A 15,068-nucleotide genomic window follows, 5' to 3' on the forward strand; every position below is an offset into this window, starting at 1 on the left:
AACTATAAAAGCTTATATGCCATGAGGCTGTATCCAGCCTAATTTTGCGCTTATGATTATAATGACAAATGCCAATACAGATAGTCCGATGCGATAGGTTAATGCTCGAACGGTTTTGTCATTGCTTTCTTTAGAGACCATGAGATGAAATAGAGCGGATGCAAGATTCCAAATAATGAGTAGGAATAGAATTACAATAACAATTTTAATTAACATGAATGGCTCAGAATATTTGGGGTCGAAAGCTAAGTATAGCGGGCATTGCTGAAAAATGCTTTTACCAATAAGACCTACAGGACAATTCTGGATTGTACAGCTTGTTGCAATTACATTATTTGCATTGTTTGTTACTCTAGGATCGTGGCAGCTTGGTCGTGGAGATGTAAAAAGTGAAATAGAACATGCGGTAAGTGACCAGGATGAGGTATTTGAAGCAATCAGATTGCCACTTGTAGAAATTGAAAAATGGCGATATAAAAAAATTAAATTAATTGGTCAATACGATACAAAAAAACAGTTTTTATTCGATAACCAAGTGCGAGGCGGTATCACAGGTTATAATGTATTAACGCCATTTTATGTCGTTCAGTTTAATGCGTGGGTGCTAGTTGACCGAGGATGGTTGCCCCAAGGCGAATCAAGAGATCACCTGCCTGATATTGAGTTTCAAAGTAATGAGACTAGCATAGCGGGGAGAATTTATGTTCCTTATGATCAAGCCTATAGCTTAGGGGGAATTGCAGAAGGCGAAGATTCAGGTTGGCCTAGAAGAATTCAGTTTGTTGACTATCAACAGTTATCGTCACGTTATGATCAAACACTACAACCATTTACCTTAAGGCTTAATGAGCAGCAACCTAATGGCTACAGAAGAGACTGGGCAGAAACTAATTTAACAGCTAAAAAACATTACGGATATGCATTTCAATGGTACGCCATGGCTTTAGCTTTAGCTGTTATATGGTGGCTATATAGTATTAAACCTTTATTTAAAAAAAATGAAAACTGAAAAATCAAAGTTATCTGGCTATTTGTTAATAGCTGTATTTGTTGTTCCATTATTAATTGCAATGCTTATGTATGCAATGCGCGATTATGTTCCTACTGTAAAATCTCTATCTCATGGTGAGTTAATACATCCCGCGCAGCCAATTACTATATTTGAGTTGCAACAAACACCAAGTCAATTGAAAACGCTTGATGATATAAAAGGAAAGTGGACATATCTCATTTATTCGCCCAATGCTTGTACGCTTGAATGTGAGGCGTCACTATTTAAACTACGTCAAACTAAAATTGCCACAGGTAGAGAATCAAATCGTATTCAATCTGTATTGATAGTTGGTGAAAATAAAATTAGCTCAAACATTCTTGATCGTAATAAACGCACACATGTTGGTAAACTACTTAAATTCGAGCTGGAAAATCAACCAGGTTTTCAGAAGCAATTACAACAGGGAATGGTTTACCTGGTAGATCCTAATGGAAATTTAATGATGCAGTATGATACAACTAGTACCTCAAGAGGCATGCTTAAAGATATAAAGAAATTACTAAAAATTTCCAACATAGGGTAATTGGTAATGAGTGCAACATTTAGAAATATCGTTTTAGCAACATTATTGCTTACCTTCATTGTGGTTGTGCTAGGAGCATATGTTCGATTATCAGATGCAGGTTTAGGGTGTCCAGATTGGCCAGGATGTTATGGGCATATTATTGGTGTTCCTGAGACTGAAACAGAAATAGACCATGCGCATTCTAATTATGACCGAGCTGTAGAAGCTGCTAAAGCATGGAAAGAAATGATACACCGCTACTTTGCTGGGGCCTTAGGCATCTTAATTTTTATAATTTCAATATTTTTATTTAAAAAAGATCAGCATGGCCAGAGACATATATTTGCTGGAACTGTACTTGCGGGTACTTTGCTGTTCCAAGCATTATTGGGAATGTGGACAGTAACTCTTCAGCTTAAGCCTTTAGTTGTTATGGGGCATTTGTTGGGAGGTTTTACATTATTTATTTTGGTTGCATGGCAATTTCTACGCACGACGTCTTTAAAGCCACAGGTTGATTTAAGCCTTTCCAAGTCACTATTTAAACTTTGTGTATTTGCGATATTTATTCTAGCAGGGCAAATCGCTCTAGGCGGCTGGGTAAGCTCTAACTATGCTGCATTAGCTTGTGTCGACTTCCCTAAGTGTCAGCAATCCTGGTGGCCTACAATGGACTTTAAGGATGCCTTTATCATATGGCGAGGCCTAGGTGTGGATTATGAATTCGGTGTGTTAGACCATCCTGCACGTGTAGCAATTCATTATGTGCATCGTATCGGCGCATTAGTTGCGACGTTAGCAATCATATTTTATGCGACGCGATTGTGGAAACATACCGATGTAGGTCAGTTACTTAAAACAAATGCTGTAGTGATATTAGGATTGTTGGCTTTGCAAGTTAGCTTGGGGATATCTAACATTGTATTTAAACTGCCATTGGCTGTAGCGGTACTTCATAATGGCGTTGCTTTACTGTTGTTATTTAGTCTTGTAGCAAGTTTATATATGCTAAAATCCGCCCGCTCTAGCCATTAGCTTCTGTCTACTTACATTAATATGTCTACCAATTCATCGTCATCATCAATGAGCTCAGCCCTTGGCTCTCTAAGCCGATGGCAGGACTATCTGGAGTTGTGTAAACCAAAAGTGGTTGCATTAATGGTATTTACTGCAATTGTAGGGATGTTGTTGGCTGATCCGGGCAATGTCGCCTTAGAAACAATTATTTTTGCAACAATAGGTATAAGTTTAGTTGCCAGTTCGGCAGCCGCGATTAATCATATTGCTGATAGCCGTATTGATGCGGCAATGGATAGAACAAAATTACGTCCTTTGCCATCAGGGGCATTGAGTAAGACCTCCGTTTTAGCGTTTGCAGGAATTATTGGTGTCACCGGTATGGCATTATTGATTATTAAAATTAATATGCTGACTGCCATTCTGACGTTTGCCTCATTAGTCGGTTATGCGGTTATCTATACGATGTATTTAAAGCGAGCTACGCCGCAAAACATTGTTATAGGTGGTCTCGCTGGCGCTACGCCACCATTACTTGGCTGGACTGCTGTCACGGGACAAATACAGGCTGATGGTCTTTTGTTGTTACTGATAATTTTTACATGGACGCCGCCACACTTCTGGGCATTGGCGTTATATCGTAAAGAAGAATATGCCAAAGTTGATATTCCAATGCTACCAGTGACACATGGTGAGGATTACACTCGGTTACAAATTACCTTGTATACAATTTTGATGTGTGTAATCACTATATTCCCATTCTTAACTGATATGTCAGGGTGGGTATATTTAGTCGGTGTGCTTGTGTTGAATGCAGGATTTTTATATTACGCAATCAGTCTGCAAATCACCAAAAGTAGAACGAAGGCTATTAATACCTTCGTCTATTCGATTATTTATTTGATGGTGCTATTTGCAATACTTCTTTTTGATCGATATCTACCGCTAATTCAAGACGCAATACAAGCTTGAAGTTTTTTCATGGCGTTGTTTTCCAGTTGACGTATGCGTTCAGCAGATACACCATATTGTTTAGCAAGATTTTGTAATGTTTGCTTTTTCTCAGACAGCCAACGAGCTTGAATAATAGTGCGGCTACGATCATCTAACTCATTCATGGCCTGTTCTAATTGTACTATTTGATGTTCAGTCCAATCATCTTTTTCAAAACTAGAGGCAGGGTCTTCGCTATCGTGTGCTAAGAATGCGGAAGGAGATGAGATATTGTCTTCATCATCTGAATGACCAGGCGCATCGAACCCTAGGTCTTGTCCGCTAAGGCGCGATTCCATTTCAAGTACATCACTAGGTTTAACGCCTAATTCCATAGCAACTGATTTCACCTCATCGTGGTTTAACCAGCCGAGCCTCTTCTTTTTGCTGCGCAGGTTGAAGAACAGTTTACGTTGTGCTTTTGTGGTCGCTACTTTAACAATACGCCAGTTGCGCAGAATGAACTCATGGATTTCGGCGCGTATCCAGTGCACGGCAAATGAGACCAATCTCACATTCAGAGATGGGTCGAACCGTTTGACCGCCTTCATTAGGCCGATATTGCCTTCCTGTATAAGGTCTGCTAAAGCTAAGCCATAGCCGTTATAGCCACGAGCAACACGAATAACAAAGCGCAAGTGATGAGTAATGAGAGTACGTGCGGCCTCCAGATCTTGATGATCACGCAGCCGTATTGCCAAGTTTTGCTCTTCTTCAGCAGACAGAATAGGTAATTGGTGCGCCGCATTGATATAGGCGTCCAAACTTCCCGCTGTTAAAGTTAGCTCTTGTGGTTGTGTAATGACCAAGCTGTTGCTCATGTATCGAACTCTCCAAATTTACTTTAAGTTAGTTTAGCACTCTCAGTTTTAGAGTGCTAACCAGTTGTATAGTTCCGTAAACATCCAGTCGGATCGTAGTGTTCACTTTATCGACCATACTTGCCCACAGAGGGGAATGATTGTAGGTATTGGTAAATGATTCAGGTACCGTTCATTTCTATACCCCAACTAGAGGAAAGGGTTGCTCGAGTGAGCACTTAGGGTGAGATGATAATTTCGATAAACGGTCAATATCGAGAGATAGTCGGCAATAATCGTTAATTATCTGTGATTTATACTGCGTATGTCATGATGAAAGTAGTGAAATGTCATACATAAATTACGTGTAATTTGCCCTGCATGTAGATCAATAAGCTAAAAATAATAACGATCGCAAATGTGCTTAAGTTTTTAAACTAATTTTCCGTAACACGGTAAATACAAATTAAGAGATAGATTTCATGCCAGGAGTCCAAGTTAGCAAAGCTGATCTTGCCCATATCTTTGGTGTAGACCAACCGACCATCGATGGATGGTTGGAAAAAGGCCTGCCTCATATGCAAAAAAGAATTCAAGATCATGAACGCCAATCAGTCACTAGAGAATTAATATTCGATACCGCTGACGCAATCAACTGGCGATTAACAGCGAATAATTTAGTAGAAGATTGGTAGCAGCGATTAACTATAGGATTTAAGCTTGTGTGTGACCGCAACCCAGGCGGCCCCGACACCAAGAAGGCTGGCACTTAGCATGATTAACCCAGCTAAACCCATTGATAACGACGTTAACTGAAAATCACTTCCAAACAGTGATGATAGTTTGATAGTAGATTGCTGAATAAACAAACCGCAGATAGATACCATTATCAATGCCACAATAGATCCAATTAAACCCAACCAAAATCCCGAATACAGAAATGGACGTCTGACATAAGTATCACTTGCACCCACTAGCTTAATAATCTCAATTTCAGCATGCCGACTGGTTACTTCCCATCTGATTACATTAGCAATGATTAAGGCAATAGCTAATAGTAATACAAAGCTAACAATCCATTGAATACGATTAATAGCACCTAGTATTGCTTGTAATCTTTGAAACCAAATCAAATCAAATTGCACTTCTTGCACTTGCTTTAAATTGCTTAATTCAACTTCTAAAGATTGTAGGGCTTGTAAATCTGAAAGTGAGCTTTCAGGGTTTGCAATTATTAAATGAGGCAGGGGATTTTCCGGTAAATTTTCTGTAATCGACTCTAAGCTCATCTGTAATTTGAATTCATCAAGCGCAGTATTCTTATTGATGGCATAGGCTTCAGCAATCATGTCTTTATCGGCAATGGAGTCTGCAAGTTTCTGGGCTTCAGAGTAGCTTAGCTTGTCTTTTAAGAATAATGTAATTTGTTTGTCATTGTCCCATTGATCAGTCAATTGTTGAGCACTAGAAAAAACGACATAAAGACTCATTGGTATCGAGAGGGCGATAGCAATCATTAATACAGTAAAAATAAATGAAACAGGGCTATTGATTACGCGTGTAAAGCTTAGCCTGAAGCTATCTATGTGATGTTCTAACCAAAGAAAAGCATGATTGTTAAGATTGCTTTTAGAGCTTTTATTTTTCATGGGAGAGCGTTAGTTTATTAAACGCCCACTATTTAAATTTAGAATTTTTTTGTTAAAGCCTTTAATTAGGCTTAAATCATGGCTAGCAATTAACGCTGTTACACCAACCTGATTAAATTCTAAAAATAATTTCATAATGTCGGCTGATAATTCCGGGTCAAGATTTCCAGTTGGTTCGTCCGCTAATAGTAAGCGCGGCCTATGGACGATGGCGCGTGCAATACCTACACGTTGTTGTTCACCGCCCGACAAAGAAATTGGATTAGACTTTTCCTTGTTCAGTAAACTAACCTTATCTAGAGCGGCCCGCACTCGCCTTGGAATATCCTTGGGATTGAATCCATTAATGCGTAAGGGCAAAGCAACATTTTCAAAAACATTGCGATCGTTGAGTAAGCGATGGTCTTGAAACACAAGGCCCATCTTTTTGCGAAAAGAAGAGATGCTGGATTTATTTAAACCGGTAACGTTGCGCTCATCAAAATAAAGTTTGCCTCGCGTCGGCGGCTCAATCAAAGCAATGATTTTAAGTAGAGTGCTCTTACCCGAACCAGAAGGCCCTGTTAGAAAACACATTTCACCATCTTCAAGTTGCAGGTCTATTTGAGCTAGAACCTCACCACTTTCAGGAAAACGTTTGCAAATATTTTGAAGACGAATCATTTAATAGCTCGTGTACTAGCAACCAACAAGTGCAGAGGTAAATTCTTTTGCGTCGAATACTTGAAGGTCATCAATGGATTCACCGACACCAATATAACGAATAGGAAGTCCTAATCGATCAGCAATGGCAATCACAACGCCACCTTTAGCGGTGCCGTCAAGTTTAGTTATGCATAAACCAGTTACGTTCATAGATTGATGAAATTCTTCTGCTTGTCGTAATGCATTTTGACCCATACTCGCATCCAAAACTAATAACGTTTCATGAGGTGCATTCTCATCAATTTTAGTCATAACTCGCTTAACTTTTTGTAGCTCTGTCATTAAATCGTTTTGGGTGTGAAGGCGGCCAGCAGTATCCGCAATTAACACGTCAATACCTCGTGCGCATGCTGATTCTAGTGCATCGAAAATAACCGAAGCACTATCCGCGCCCGTTGACTGCGAGACGACAGGAATATCATTTCGTTCACCCCAAGTAATTAATTGTTCTACGGCTGCTGCGCGAAAGGTATCCCCGGCAGCTAGCATCACTGATTTTCGATTTCTCTTAAGGCGTCGCGCTAGTTTTCCAATAGTAGTCGTTTTGCCAGCACCGTTAACCCCTACCACTAATATTGAAAAAGGTTTGATGCGGCCGAGTAGCATAGGTTTATTACTTGGTTCGAGAATTTCTAATATACACTGGGATAGTAATTCCGGAATATTGGCTCGTGAATTGGTTTGCTTTTCAATCAGGGCCTTCAATTGAGTCATTAGCTTGTCGGTAGTCTCTATGCCTACATCCGCCATCAATAAGCCATCTTCAATATCTATGATAATTTCATCTATGGTCTTGGAAGAGTCTTCTTGGACACCTTCAGCGAGGACACCTCGAGTTTTAGATAAACCTTGTTTTAAGCGATCGAGCAAATTTTGGTCAGTCATATATTAAGTAATTAATGGCAAGAAATATAATGCTATGCTTGGGTTGAACAAACGAATTCACCTGCTGTCGTAAGACATGAATCTTATTGTAACGTAACCACAGTTAGTCAATACGAATGAAGAAAATTATTTTATCAATAAATACAATTCTAGTTTCTTTTTTATTAGCGACAAATAGTTGGGCAACAGTACATGAAAAAACACTAGAAAACGGTCTGAAAGTGATCGTTAAAGAAGATCATCGAGCACCTGTGGCGACTGCTCAAGTTTGGTACAAAGTCGGTTCGGCCAGTGAATATGGTGGCATTACTGGTGTTTCTCACGTGTTAGAACACATGATGTTTAAAGGCACACCTAAATATCCAGTGGGCCAGTTCTCAGAGATCTTGGCAAGTATCGGTGCGCGTGATAATGCCTTTACTGGTAGAGACTTTACTGCCTACTATCAATTGTTTGATGTCTCAAAGTTAGAAACAAGCTTCGATCTCGAATCTGACCGAATGGCACAGTTAAATTTAGATGAAGCAGAGTTCACAAAAGAACTTGAAGTAGTTAAAGAAGAAAGGCGACTGCGCACTGAAGACAATCCTAACGCGCTTACCTATGAGCAATTCAATGCTACGGCATATAATAGTAGTCCATACCACAATCCAGTCATTGGATGGATGAACGACCTTGATAGTATGCAAGTGTCAGATCTGCAGAATTGGTATCAGCAGTGGTATTCACCAAACAACGCCACCTTAGTTGTGGTCGGTGATGTAGATCCGCAAAACGTGTTTGCATTAGCTGAAAAGTATTACGGACCTGTGCCATCACGTGAAGTGGCAACCCTCAAGCCCAGACTGGAGCCTAGACAAGTAGGGACACGCCGTGTCGAAGTGAAAGCGGTGGCTAAGCTTCCTTATATGATAATTGGCTATAAAGTACCGACATTAAAAACAGCTAAAGATAGCCGCGAGGCATATGCGTTAAATATCCTGTCTGGAATACTAGACGGTGGAAGAAGTTCGCGCTTAAGCAAACACTTAGTGCGGGAGCAAGAAATCGCTGCAAGTGCGGGCGCGGGATACGACCTTTATTCTGCGAGAAACAGCATGTTCTTATTCGATGGTACACCAAATGCAGAACATACCTTGGAAGAATTAGAACAAGCGATAAGTAAAGAAATTGAAAAATTACAAACCGAACTGGTCAGCGAGCGCGAGTTAAAGCGTGTGAAAGCACAAGTAGTTGCGGGTGAAGTGTATCAACAAGATTCAGTTCAAAGGCAAGCCTATATTATAGGTTCTTTAGAGACTGTCGAACTCGGTTGGAAAACAATGAATGAATATGCTGACAATATACAAAAAATCACAGCTGAAGACGTGCGTGAGGTAGCCAAAAAATATTTGGTCGATGATTCTAAAACAGTTGCAATTTTAACGCCGCTAGAGCCTAAAGGCTTTGGTGCTAAATGATAATTAATACCACTATGTTCATTCGATCTACAATTGTATTTTTTTTCTTATGTATGTCTTCTGCTGTTTATGCTTTACCAGAGATAAACACATGGGCAACTGACAATGGCATTAAAGTGCTACATGTCAATTCACCAGAACTTCCTATGATAGATATAGCGTTAACATTTGATGCCGGTAGTGCGCGTGATAATGAGCTAGCAGGCTTGTCATCAATGACACATGGCCTGCTTGATAAGGGTACAGGAAAACTTGATGCTGATGATGTTGCTTCAAGATTTGAAGATGTAGGCGCGCAATTTAGCGCTAATGTAGATTTGGATCGATCAAGTGTGACATTGCGTAGTCTTACCGATGATGAATTTTTTAATGATGCCTTAACAATGTTTATTAAGGTTGTATCAAATCCTTCTTTCCCTGAGCGTGACTTTGATAGAGAAAAGAAAAGATTATTAATTGCTTTGGAGGATAGTGATCAACGCCCAAGTGATATTGTTGGGCGAAAATTTTCTGAACTTCTCTATCAGCAACACCCCTATGCGCAACCGCGCAGCGGAACTAAAGAGAGTGCAAATAAAATTACACTCAAAGATATAAAGCAATTTCATAAAAATTATTTTGTAGCAACAAATTCTATTTTGGCAATTGTTGGAGATGTCTCGCAAAAACAAGCTAAAGTGATTGCGAATAAAATAAGTGCTTCAATTCCAACTGGGAATGCACAAGAAAGGATTAAAGCAGCAAAACCATCAGTAGAGACAAAGCAGCATGTTGATTTTCCCTCACAACAATCGCATGTGCGAATGGGTCAAATTGGCATTGAGCGCGGGAACCCAGATTATTTTAATCTGTATGTGGGTAATCACATTCTAGGTGGTGGCGGATTCACTTCTCGCTTAGTTAAAGAAGTGCGTAGTAAACGAGGGTTGTCTTATAGTGTTTATAGTTATTTCCTGCCCTATGAGCAGTCTGGTCCGTTTATGCTAGGCCTACAAACACGTTCAGATCAAGTGACAGAAGCGATTCAAGTATGTAATGAAGTGCTTGCAGAATTTATTGAAAATGGGCCGACCCAAGAAGAACTTACTCTAAGCAAGCAAAACATCATGAATGGTTTTCCGTTACGTGTGGATAGCAACAGGGATATTTTGGGTTATTTGTCCTTGATTGGTTATTACGATTTACCATTAACTTATTTAAATGACTTTAATAGCAATATTGAAAAAGTCACCCTGGAAGATGTGAAGCAAGCATTCCGCAAACATCTTGATCTGGATACCTTTGTGACTGTCGTGGTTGGTAGTGAGCAAAAGCCAGAAGAAGACGCATAAATTAGCGCGAGCGCCTCAGCAGGTTAAGGTTATTGCTGGGCGTTGGCGCGGCACTACATTGCCCGTTGTGCTGCGAGATGATGTTCGTCCCACACCAAGTCGTGTTAGAGAAACACTTTTTAACTGGCTACAAGCACGCATCGAAGGAAGCCATTGCTTGGATCTTTTTACCGGTAGTGGTGCCTTAGGTTTTGAAGCGGTCTCGCGTGGCGCGGCACACGCAACTCTTGTTGATAACGATCAAAAAATTGTGTCATTACTCTCACAACAAGTAGAAAAATTAGATGCGCAAGAAATTAGTTTAACCTGTGCTAATGCTTTAGCGTATTTACAAAATTGTTCTGCTCAGTTCGATATAATTTTTCTTGACCCGCCATTTGCAAAATATAATCCTGAAGAATTACTGCAAATGATAATTGGCAGCGAGTGCGTTAAAAAAGGCGGTTTGATCTATCTGGAAGCTTCCCCAGAAAAATTCCCCCAAACATTGCCAGATAAGTGGCAATGGAAGAGACAGTTAAAAGCAGGTCAAGTAGAATGTGGGTTAATAGTAGCGAAATAATGCTACAGTAATTAAACCTGAGCAAAATTACCCATGTCAAAGATAGCTGTTTATCCTGGTACATTTGACCCAGTCACCAATGGTCATGCTGACTTGGTACGTAGAGCCAAGCACGTATTCGATAAAGTAATAGTCGGTATTGCGGATAGCCCACAGAAGGAACCATTATTCGCTTTAGATGAGCGTGTCTCTTTAGCCAAGGCGGTACTTTCAGAGTACGAAGGCGTTGAGGTGTGCGGTTTTAATGGTTTACTCGTGGATTTTGCTAGAGACCATGGTGCAGTGGCAGTATTGAGAGGTTTGCGAGCAGTATCTGACTTTGAATTTGAATTTCAGTTGGCGACTATGAATCGTCATCTTGATCCCACACTAGAATCTATATTTTTAACTCCAGCAGAACAATTTTCATTTATCTCGTCAAGTATTGTCAGAGAAGTTGCATTACTGGGCGGCGACATTTCAACATTCGTACACCCCAAAGTTGAGCAAGCGCTAAAAAATAAGTTTTCAGACGAATAATCATGGCGCTATATATAACTGACGAATGCATAAATTGTGATGTATGTGAGCCGGAGTGTCCCAATGACGCGATATTTGAAGGCGAAGAAATCTACGAAATAAAACATCAACAATGTACCGAGTGCGTAGGACATTTTGATGAGCCTCAATGTGTGGAAGTATGTCCAGTCGATTGTATATTGATTGATCCAAACCATCGTGAAACAAATCAACAGCTACAAAATAAATACACTGAGCTCATGATGAAAAAATCTTAAGCGATGATTATTCGTATTCTAATGTTATTAATTTTTACCTCGTGGTTAACCCATGCAGGTGAAAATAAAAATCCATATGCAGTAGCTAGTGCTCATAAGCTAGCATCACAAGCCGGGGAACAAATTTTACGAGCCGGAGGTAACGCATTTGATGCTGCTGTTGCTATCAGCGCAGCTTTAGCGGTAGTAGAGCCTTATGGTAGTGGTATCGGCGGCGGTGGGTTTTGGTTACTACATGATGCCTCGAGTAATACAGATGTTGTCATCGACGGCAGAGAAGTCGCACCATTAGATGCCACGGATGATATGTATTTTGATCAAGAAGGTCGACTAACCGGCCAATCAATTAATGGCCCACTTGCAGCGGGTATTCCTGGTGTAGTTGCAGCACTGGAGCATATTACTCTAAATTATGGCCGTTTGACCTTAGAAGAAAATCTGCAACCCGCCATTAGATTTGCTAAAGAAGGTTTTACCCCGGGCAATCATTATTTAAAGTTGGCGAGTTTACGCAAACAAGCATTATTAGCCTCTCCAGAAGCGAGTAGCATATTCTTAGAAGATGGCGACGTTCCAAAAAGTAATTTCATCATCCAGCAAACTGACTTAGCCAACACATTGGAAAAAATTGCCAAACAAGGTGCAAAAGGTTTCTATTATGGTGAGGTGGCACAAAAACTTGTGCAAGGCGTGCAAGCAGCAGGAGGAATATGGCGCTTACAAGATTTGGCGGCTTATAACATTGAAACGAGAACGCCAATTAAAACCGAGTACCATGGCATTGAAATCATTATGCCACCACCACCAACTTCTGGCGGTGTAGTAATCACTCAAATTCTAGCTATGCTCGAACAATCGCAAGCATCATTGAATCTTGATGATGCGGAGTCAATACACAAAGTAGTAGAAGCCATGCGCCGTGCCTACCAAGACCGCGCAATATATTTAGGTGACCCGGCTTATACTGACATGCCACTAAACAAATTGCTTAACAAGGAATACGCACAAGAAAAGTTTTCTAGTTTTAGCCAAGCCCATGCAAGCACCAGTGAATCACTTGTGAACAAGCTTGAATCAAACGGTGAAGACACCACACATTTTTCAGTTTTGGACAGTGAAGGCAATTATGTTGCCGCAACACTTTCCATTAACTACCCATTCGGTAGTGGCTTTGTGGCACCAGGAACAGGGGTACTGCTCAACGATGAAATGGATGATTTTTCAATGGCGGGAGGTGTGGCTAATATTTGGGGTTTAGTTGGTTCAGACGCAAATGCAATTGAGCCTGGTAAGCGAATGTTATCCAGCATGACGCCGTTGTTTGCTCGTGATAAAGAGCGCACATTAATTGTTGGCACACCCGGCGGAAGTCGAATAATAAGTATGCTGGCGTTGGCGTTAATAAAACATCAACAAGGAGCCAATGCCAAAGAAATAGTCAGCCAAAGAAGATTTCACCATCAATACCTACCTGATGAAATTCAATTTGAAATAGATGCATTGTCAGAAAAAGAAAGATCAATACTCACTAGCAAAGGACATCAGCTAAAAGAAATGTCACGTACTTATGGAAATATGCATGCCATTACGTGGTATCAAAAAAATAATATTGTTGAAGCGGCTTCTGATCCGCGTGGTGAAGGGTTAGCGATAGTCGAATAAAGTGAAAATTATATAGCAAATGTCTGCTATCGACTTATAGGGGGCATTCTTGATTTACCAACAACTATTTAATTGATATAAAATAACATAATTTAATCACATTCTTAGACAAGGATTATTCTAGTAATAATTATTCAAGTATCTATCAATTCAGAAAATCAGAGATCCACTCAGTGACAATGTCTAATAGCTAATGAAGAACATTCTTATACTTTGCACCGGCAATTCATGTCGTTCGATTATGGCTGAAGCACTTATTAATCAGCTAGGAAAGGGGCATTACATTGCTGAGAGTGCTGGCAGCAATCCTACAGGTTATATTCATCCCAAGACCATCGATACGCTAATACGACACAAAATAGAAATTGGTGAGCCTCGCAGTAAATCTTGGCATGAGTTTGTAGACCGCAACATCGATCTGATCATTACTGTCTGTGATCAAGCCGCCAATGAAAATTGCCCTATATTTTCAGGTAATTATAAAAAACTGCATTGGAGTATCCCTGATCCGGCAAATTGCACAGGAACTAAAGAAGATATTAATCTTGCATTTGATGGGGCACTTCAAAAACTCAAACAGCATATAGAGGATGAATTGATATGAGTAATGACTCTCAGTCACCCATTGGTGTATTTGAACGATATTTATCTTTATGGGTTGCTGTTTGCATTGTTGCCGGCGTTGGCTTGGGGAATACCATGCCAAATATATTTGCGGCAATTGCAGTCATTGAGTATGCCAATGTCAATCTAGTGGTTGCTGTCTTCATTTGGATAATGATTTACCCAATGATGGTCAATGTAGATTTTAACTCTATAAAAGATGTAGGTAAGAAGCCTAAGGGTTTATGTATCACGCTTGTTGTGAATTGGCTAATCAAACCGTTCTCTATGGCTGCACTAGGTATTTTATTTTTTGAGTATATATTTGCTGGCATAGTTGATCCATCATCAGCTAAAGAATATATCGCTGGAATGATATTGCTTGGTGTTGCACCTTGTACCGCAATGGTATTTGTGTGGAGTCAACTTGTTCATGGCGACGCCAATTACACATTGGTGCAGGTTTCTATCAACGACATCATTATGATATTTGCTTTTGCACCAATCGCAGCGGTCCTGCTTGGAGTAACCGATATAGCGGTGCCGTGGGAGACTTTGCTACTCTCGGTAATGCTCTATGTTGTTATCCCGTTAGTGGCCGGTTACCTAACACGTAAAATGTTGGATGGTTCTGGTGATCATCAACGCATCAAAGATTTTACCGCCAAGATAAAACCGTTCTCAGTCATGGGGCTACTAGCCACAGTTGTTTTATTGTTTGGTTTTCAAGCACAAACTATTATCGATAAACCATTAGTTATTGGTTTGATTGCAATCCCATTACTTATTCAAAGTTATGGTATTTTTGCCATTGCCTATGGTTGGGCATATTTATGGAAAGTGCCTTTTAATACAGCAGCGCCTGCTGCACTAATTGGTACATCAAACTTTTTTGAACTTGCTGTAGCGGTAGCAATAAGCTTATTTGGTCTTAATTCTGGGGCCGCATTAGCTACCGTTGTTGGCGTATTGGTTGAGGTGCCAGTGATGCTGTCATTAGTTGCCTTTGCTAATCGAACGCGTGCAAATTTTAAAGTTTAGAAAGATACTTGCTTGGATGACATAT

The 15,068-nt window shown here is 40.2% G+C and carries 18 protein-coding genes; 13 read left to right on the plus strand and 5 right to left on the minus strand.

The window, feature by feature from the left end; translation table 11 throughout:
• Positions 1-12 precede the first annotated feature (12 nt).
• Positions 13-216: a twin transmembrane helix small protein gene (locus R8G33_10220; protein ID MDW3096035.1), complete on the minus strand. Its 204-nt coding sequence runs from the start codon at positions 214-216 to the stop codon at positions 13-15.
• A 55-nt stretch (positions 217-271) separates the two neighbouring features.
• On the opposite strand from R8G33_10220, the gene R8G33_10225 reads away from it, so the two are divergent.
• The 4 genes from R8G33_10225 to cyoE are packed head-to-tail and all read left to right on the plus strand — an operon-like array spanning position 272 to position 3,548.
• A complete protein-coding gene (locus R8G33_10225; GenBank protein MDW3096036.1) occupies positions 272-1,009 on the plus strand; it encodes an SURF1 family protein in 738 nt (245 codons plus the stop codon).
• Complete coding sequence (locus R8G33_10230; GenBank protein ID MDW3096037.1) at positions 999-1,577, plus strand: hypothetical protein; 579 nt, start codon at positions 999-1,001, stop codon at positions 1,575-1,577. The genes R8G33_10225 and R8G33_10230 overlap by 11 nt, the downstream gene beginning before the upstream one ends.
• 6 nt (positions 1,578-1,583) lie before the next feature.
• The gene (locus R8G33_10235; GenBank protein MDW3096038.1) at positions 1,584-2,594 is read left to right on the plus strand and encodes a COX15/CtaA family protein; all 1,011 of its coding nucleotides are present in this window, start codon (positions 1,584-1,586) and stop codon (positions 2,592-2,594) included.
• A 48-nt stretch (positions 2,595-2,642) separates the two neighbouring features.
• A complete protein-coding gene (cyoE, locus tag R8G33_10240; protein ID MDW3096039.1) occupies positions 2,643-3,548 on the plus strand; it encodes a heme o synthase in 906 nt (301 codons plus the stop codon).
• Here cyoE and rpoH read toward each other — a convergent pair.
• Positions 3,527-4,390: an RNA polymerase sigma factor RpoH gene (rpoH, locus tag R8G33_10245; GenBank protein ID MDW3096040.1), complete on the minus strand. Its 864-nt coding sequence runs from the start codon at positions 4,388-4,390 to the stop codon at positions 3,527-3,529. The genes cyoE and rpoH overlap by 22 nt on opposite strands.
• A 461-nt stretch (positions 4,391-4,851) precedes the next feature.
• Between rpoH and R8G33_10250 the strand changes: the two genes are divergently transcribed.
• The gene (locus R8G33_10250) at positions 4,852-5,064 is read left to right on the plus strand and encodes a terminase small subunit (GenBank protein ID MDW3096041.1); all 213 of its coding nucleotides are present in this window, start codon (positions 4,852-4,854) and stop codon (positions 5,062-5,064) included.
• A 6-nt stretch (positions 5,065-5,070) separates the two neighbouring features.
• Here the strand turns inward: R8G33_10250 and ftsX are convergent, their stop codons facing one another.
• Genes ftsX through ftsY form a run of 3 tightly spaced genes read right to left on the minus strand, consistent with a single transcriptional unit; the run spans position 5,071 to position 7,608 of the window.
• Complete coding sequence (gene ftsX / locus R8G33_10255; GenBank protein MDW3096042.1) at positions 5,071-6,018, minus strand: permease-like cell division protein FtsX; 948 nt, start codon at positions 6,016-6,018, stop codon at positions 5,071-5,073.
• 9 nt (positions 6,019-6,027) lie between these two features.
• Positions 6,028-6,681 carry a cell division ATP-binding protein FtsE gene (gene ftsE / locus R8G33_10260; protein ID MDW3096043.1) on the minus strand — a complete coding sequence of 218 codons (654 nt, stop codon included), beginning with the start codon at positions 6,679-6,681 and terminating at the stop codon, positions 6,028-6,030.
• A 15-nt stretch (positions 6,682-6,696) separates the two neighbouring features.
• Positions 6,697-7,608: a signal recognition particle-docking protein FtsY gene (ftsY, locus tag R8G33_10265; protein MDW3096044.1), complete on the minus strand. Its 912-nt coding sequence runs from the start codon at positions 7,606-7,608 to the stop codon at positions 6,697-6,699.
• 116 nt (positions 7,609-7,724) lie between these two features.
• Between ftsY and R8G33_10270 the strand changes: the two genes are divergently transcribed.
• The 8 genes from R8G33_10270 (at position 7,725) to arsB (ending at position 15,043) form a co-directional block, all read left to right on the plus strand.
• Positions 7,725-9,068: a pitrilysin family protein gene (locus R8G33_10270; GenBank protein ID MDW3096045.1), complete on the plus strand. Its 1,344-nt coding sequence runs from the start codon at positions 7,725-7,727 to the stop codon at positions 9,066-9,068.
• 14 nt (positions 9,069-9,082) lie between these two features.
• Positions 9,083-10,399: a pitrilysin family protein gene (locus tag R8G33_10275; GenBank protein MDW3096046.1), complete on the plus strand. Its 1,317-nt coding sequence runs from the start codon at positions 9,083-9,085 to the stop codon at positions 10,397-10,399.
• Positions 10,371-10,961, plus strand: coding sequence for a 16S rRNA (guanine(966)-N(2))-methyltransferase RsmD (gene rsmD, locus R8G33_10280; GenBank protein ID MDW3096047.1), 591 nt, complete (start codon positions 10,371-10,373; stop codon positions 10,959-10,961). Before R8G33_10275 ends, rsmD begins: the two co-directional genes overlap by 29 nt.
• Before the next feature lie 33 nt (positions 10,962-10,994).
• Positions 10,995-11,480: a pantetheine-phosphate adenylyltransferase gene (coaD, locus tag R8G33_10285; protein ID MDW3096048.1), complete on the plus strand. Its 486-nt coding sequence runs from the start codon at positions 10,995-10,997 to the stop codon at positions 11,478-11,480.
• Positions 11,481-11,482: 2 nt separating this feature from the next.
• Complete coding sequence (locus tag R8G33_10290) at positions 11,483-11,737, plus strand: YfhL family 4Fe-4S dicluster ferredoxin (GenBank protein ID MDW3096049.1); 255 nt, start codon at positions 11,483-11,485, stop codon at positions 11,735-11,737.
• A 3-nt stretch (positions 11,738-11,740) separates the two neighbouring features.
• Entirely contained in the window at positions 11,741-13,399 is a 1,659-nt protein-coding gene (ggt, locus tag R8G33_10295; protein MDW3096050.1) for a gamma-glutamyltransferase, read from the plus strand.
• Between the two features lie 193 nt (positions 13,400-13,592).
• Positions 13,593-14,003, plus strand: a complete 411-nt coding sequence (locus R8G33_10300) for an arsenate reductase ArsC (protein MDW3096051.1) — start codon at positions 13,593-13,595, stop codon at positions 14,001-14,003.
• Complete coding sequence (gene arsB / locus R8G33_10305; GenBank protein ID MDW3096052.1) at positions 14,000-15,043, plus strand: ACR3 family arsenite efflux transporter; 1,044 nt, start codon at positions 14,000-14,002, stop codon at positions 15,041-15,043. The genes R8G33_10300 and arsB overlap by 4 nt, the downstream gene beginning before the upstream one ends.
• The last annotated feature ends 25 nt before the right edge of the window (positions 15,044-15,068 follow it).

The organism is Gammaproteobacteria bacterium (assembly GCA_033344735.1).
Lineage (GTDB): Bacteria > Pseudomonadota > Gammaproteobacteria > UBA4575 > UBA4575 > UBA1858.

Excerpts from the sequence above, each read along its gene's own strand:
- R8G33_10220 (MDW3096035.1), bottom strand. The coding sequence starts at position 216 with ATGTTAATTAAAATTGTTATTGTAATTCTATTCCTACTCATTATTTGG.
- R8G33_10225 (MDW3096036.1), top strand. The coding sequence starts at position 272 with ATGCTTTTACCAATAAGACCTACAGGACAATTCTGGATTGTACAGCTT.
- R8G33_10230 (MDW3096037.1), top strand. The coding sequence starts at position 999 with ATGAAAACTGAAAAATCAAAGTTATCTGGCTATTTGTTAATAGCTGTA.
- R8G33_10235 (MDW3096038.1), top strand. The coding sequence starts at position 1,584 with ATGAGTGCAACATTTAGAAATATCGTTTTAGCAACATTATTGCTTACC.
- cyoE (MDW3096039.1), top strand. The coding sequence starts at position 2,643 with ATGAGCTCAGCCCTTGGCTCTCTAAGCCGATGGCAGGACTATCTGGAG.
- rpoH (MDW3096040.1), bottom strand. The coding sequence starts at position 4,390 with ATGAGCAACAGCTTGGTCATTACACAACCACAAGAGCTAACTTTAACA.
- R8G33_10250 (MDW3096041.1), top strand. The coding sequence starts at position 4,852 with ATGCCAGGAGTCCAAGTTAGCAAAGCTGATCTTGCCCATATCTTTGGT.
- ftsX (MDW3096042.1), bottom strand. The coding sequence starts at position 6,018 with ATGAAAAATAAAAGCTCTAAAAGCAATCTTAACAATCATGCTTTTCTT.
- ftsE (MDW3096043.1), bottom strand. The coding sequence starts at position 6,681 with ATGATTCGTCTTCAAAATATTTGCAAACGTTTTCCTGAAAGTGGTGAG.
- ftsY (MDW3096044.1), bottom strand. The coding sequence starts at position 7,608 with ATGACTGACCAAAATTTGCTCGATCGCTTAAAACAAGGTTTATCTAAA.
- R8G33_10270 (MDW3096045.1), top strand. The coding sequence starts at position 7,725 with ATGAAGAAAATTATTTTATCAATAAATACAATTCTAGTTTCTTTTTTA.
- R8G33_10275 (MDW3096046.1), top strand. The coding sequence starts at position 9,083 with ATGTTCATTCGATCTACAATTGTATTTTTTTTCTTATGTATGTCTTCT.
- coaD (MDW3096048.1), top strand. The coding sequence starts at position 10,995 with ATGTCAAAGATAGCTGTTTATCCTGGTACATTTGACCCAGTCACCAAT.
- R8G33_10290 (MDW3096049.1), top strand. The coding sequence starts at position 11,483 with ATGGCGCTATATATAACTGACGAATGCATAAATTGTGATGTATGTGAG.
- ggt (MDW3096050.1), top strand. The coding sequence starts at position 11,741 with ATGATTATTCGTATTCTAATGTTATTAATTTTTACCTCGTGGTTAACC.
- R8G33_10300 (MDW3096051.1), top strand. The coding sequence starts at position 13,593 with ATGAAGAACATTCTTATACTTTGCACCGGCAATTCATGTCGTTCGATT.
- arsB (MDW3096052.1), top strand. The coding sequence starts at position 14,000 with ATGAGTAATGACTCTCAGTCACCCATTGGTGTATTTGAACGATATTTA.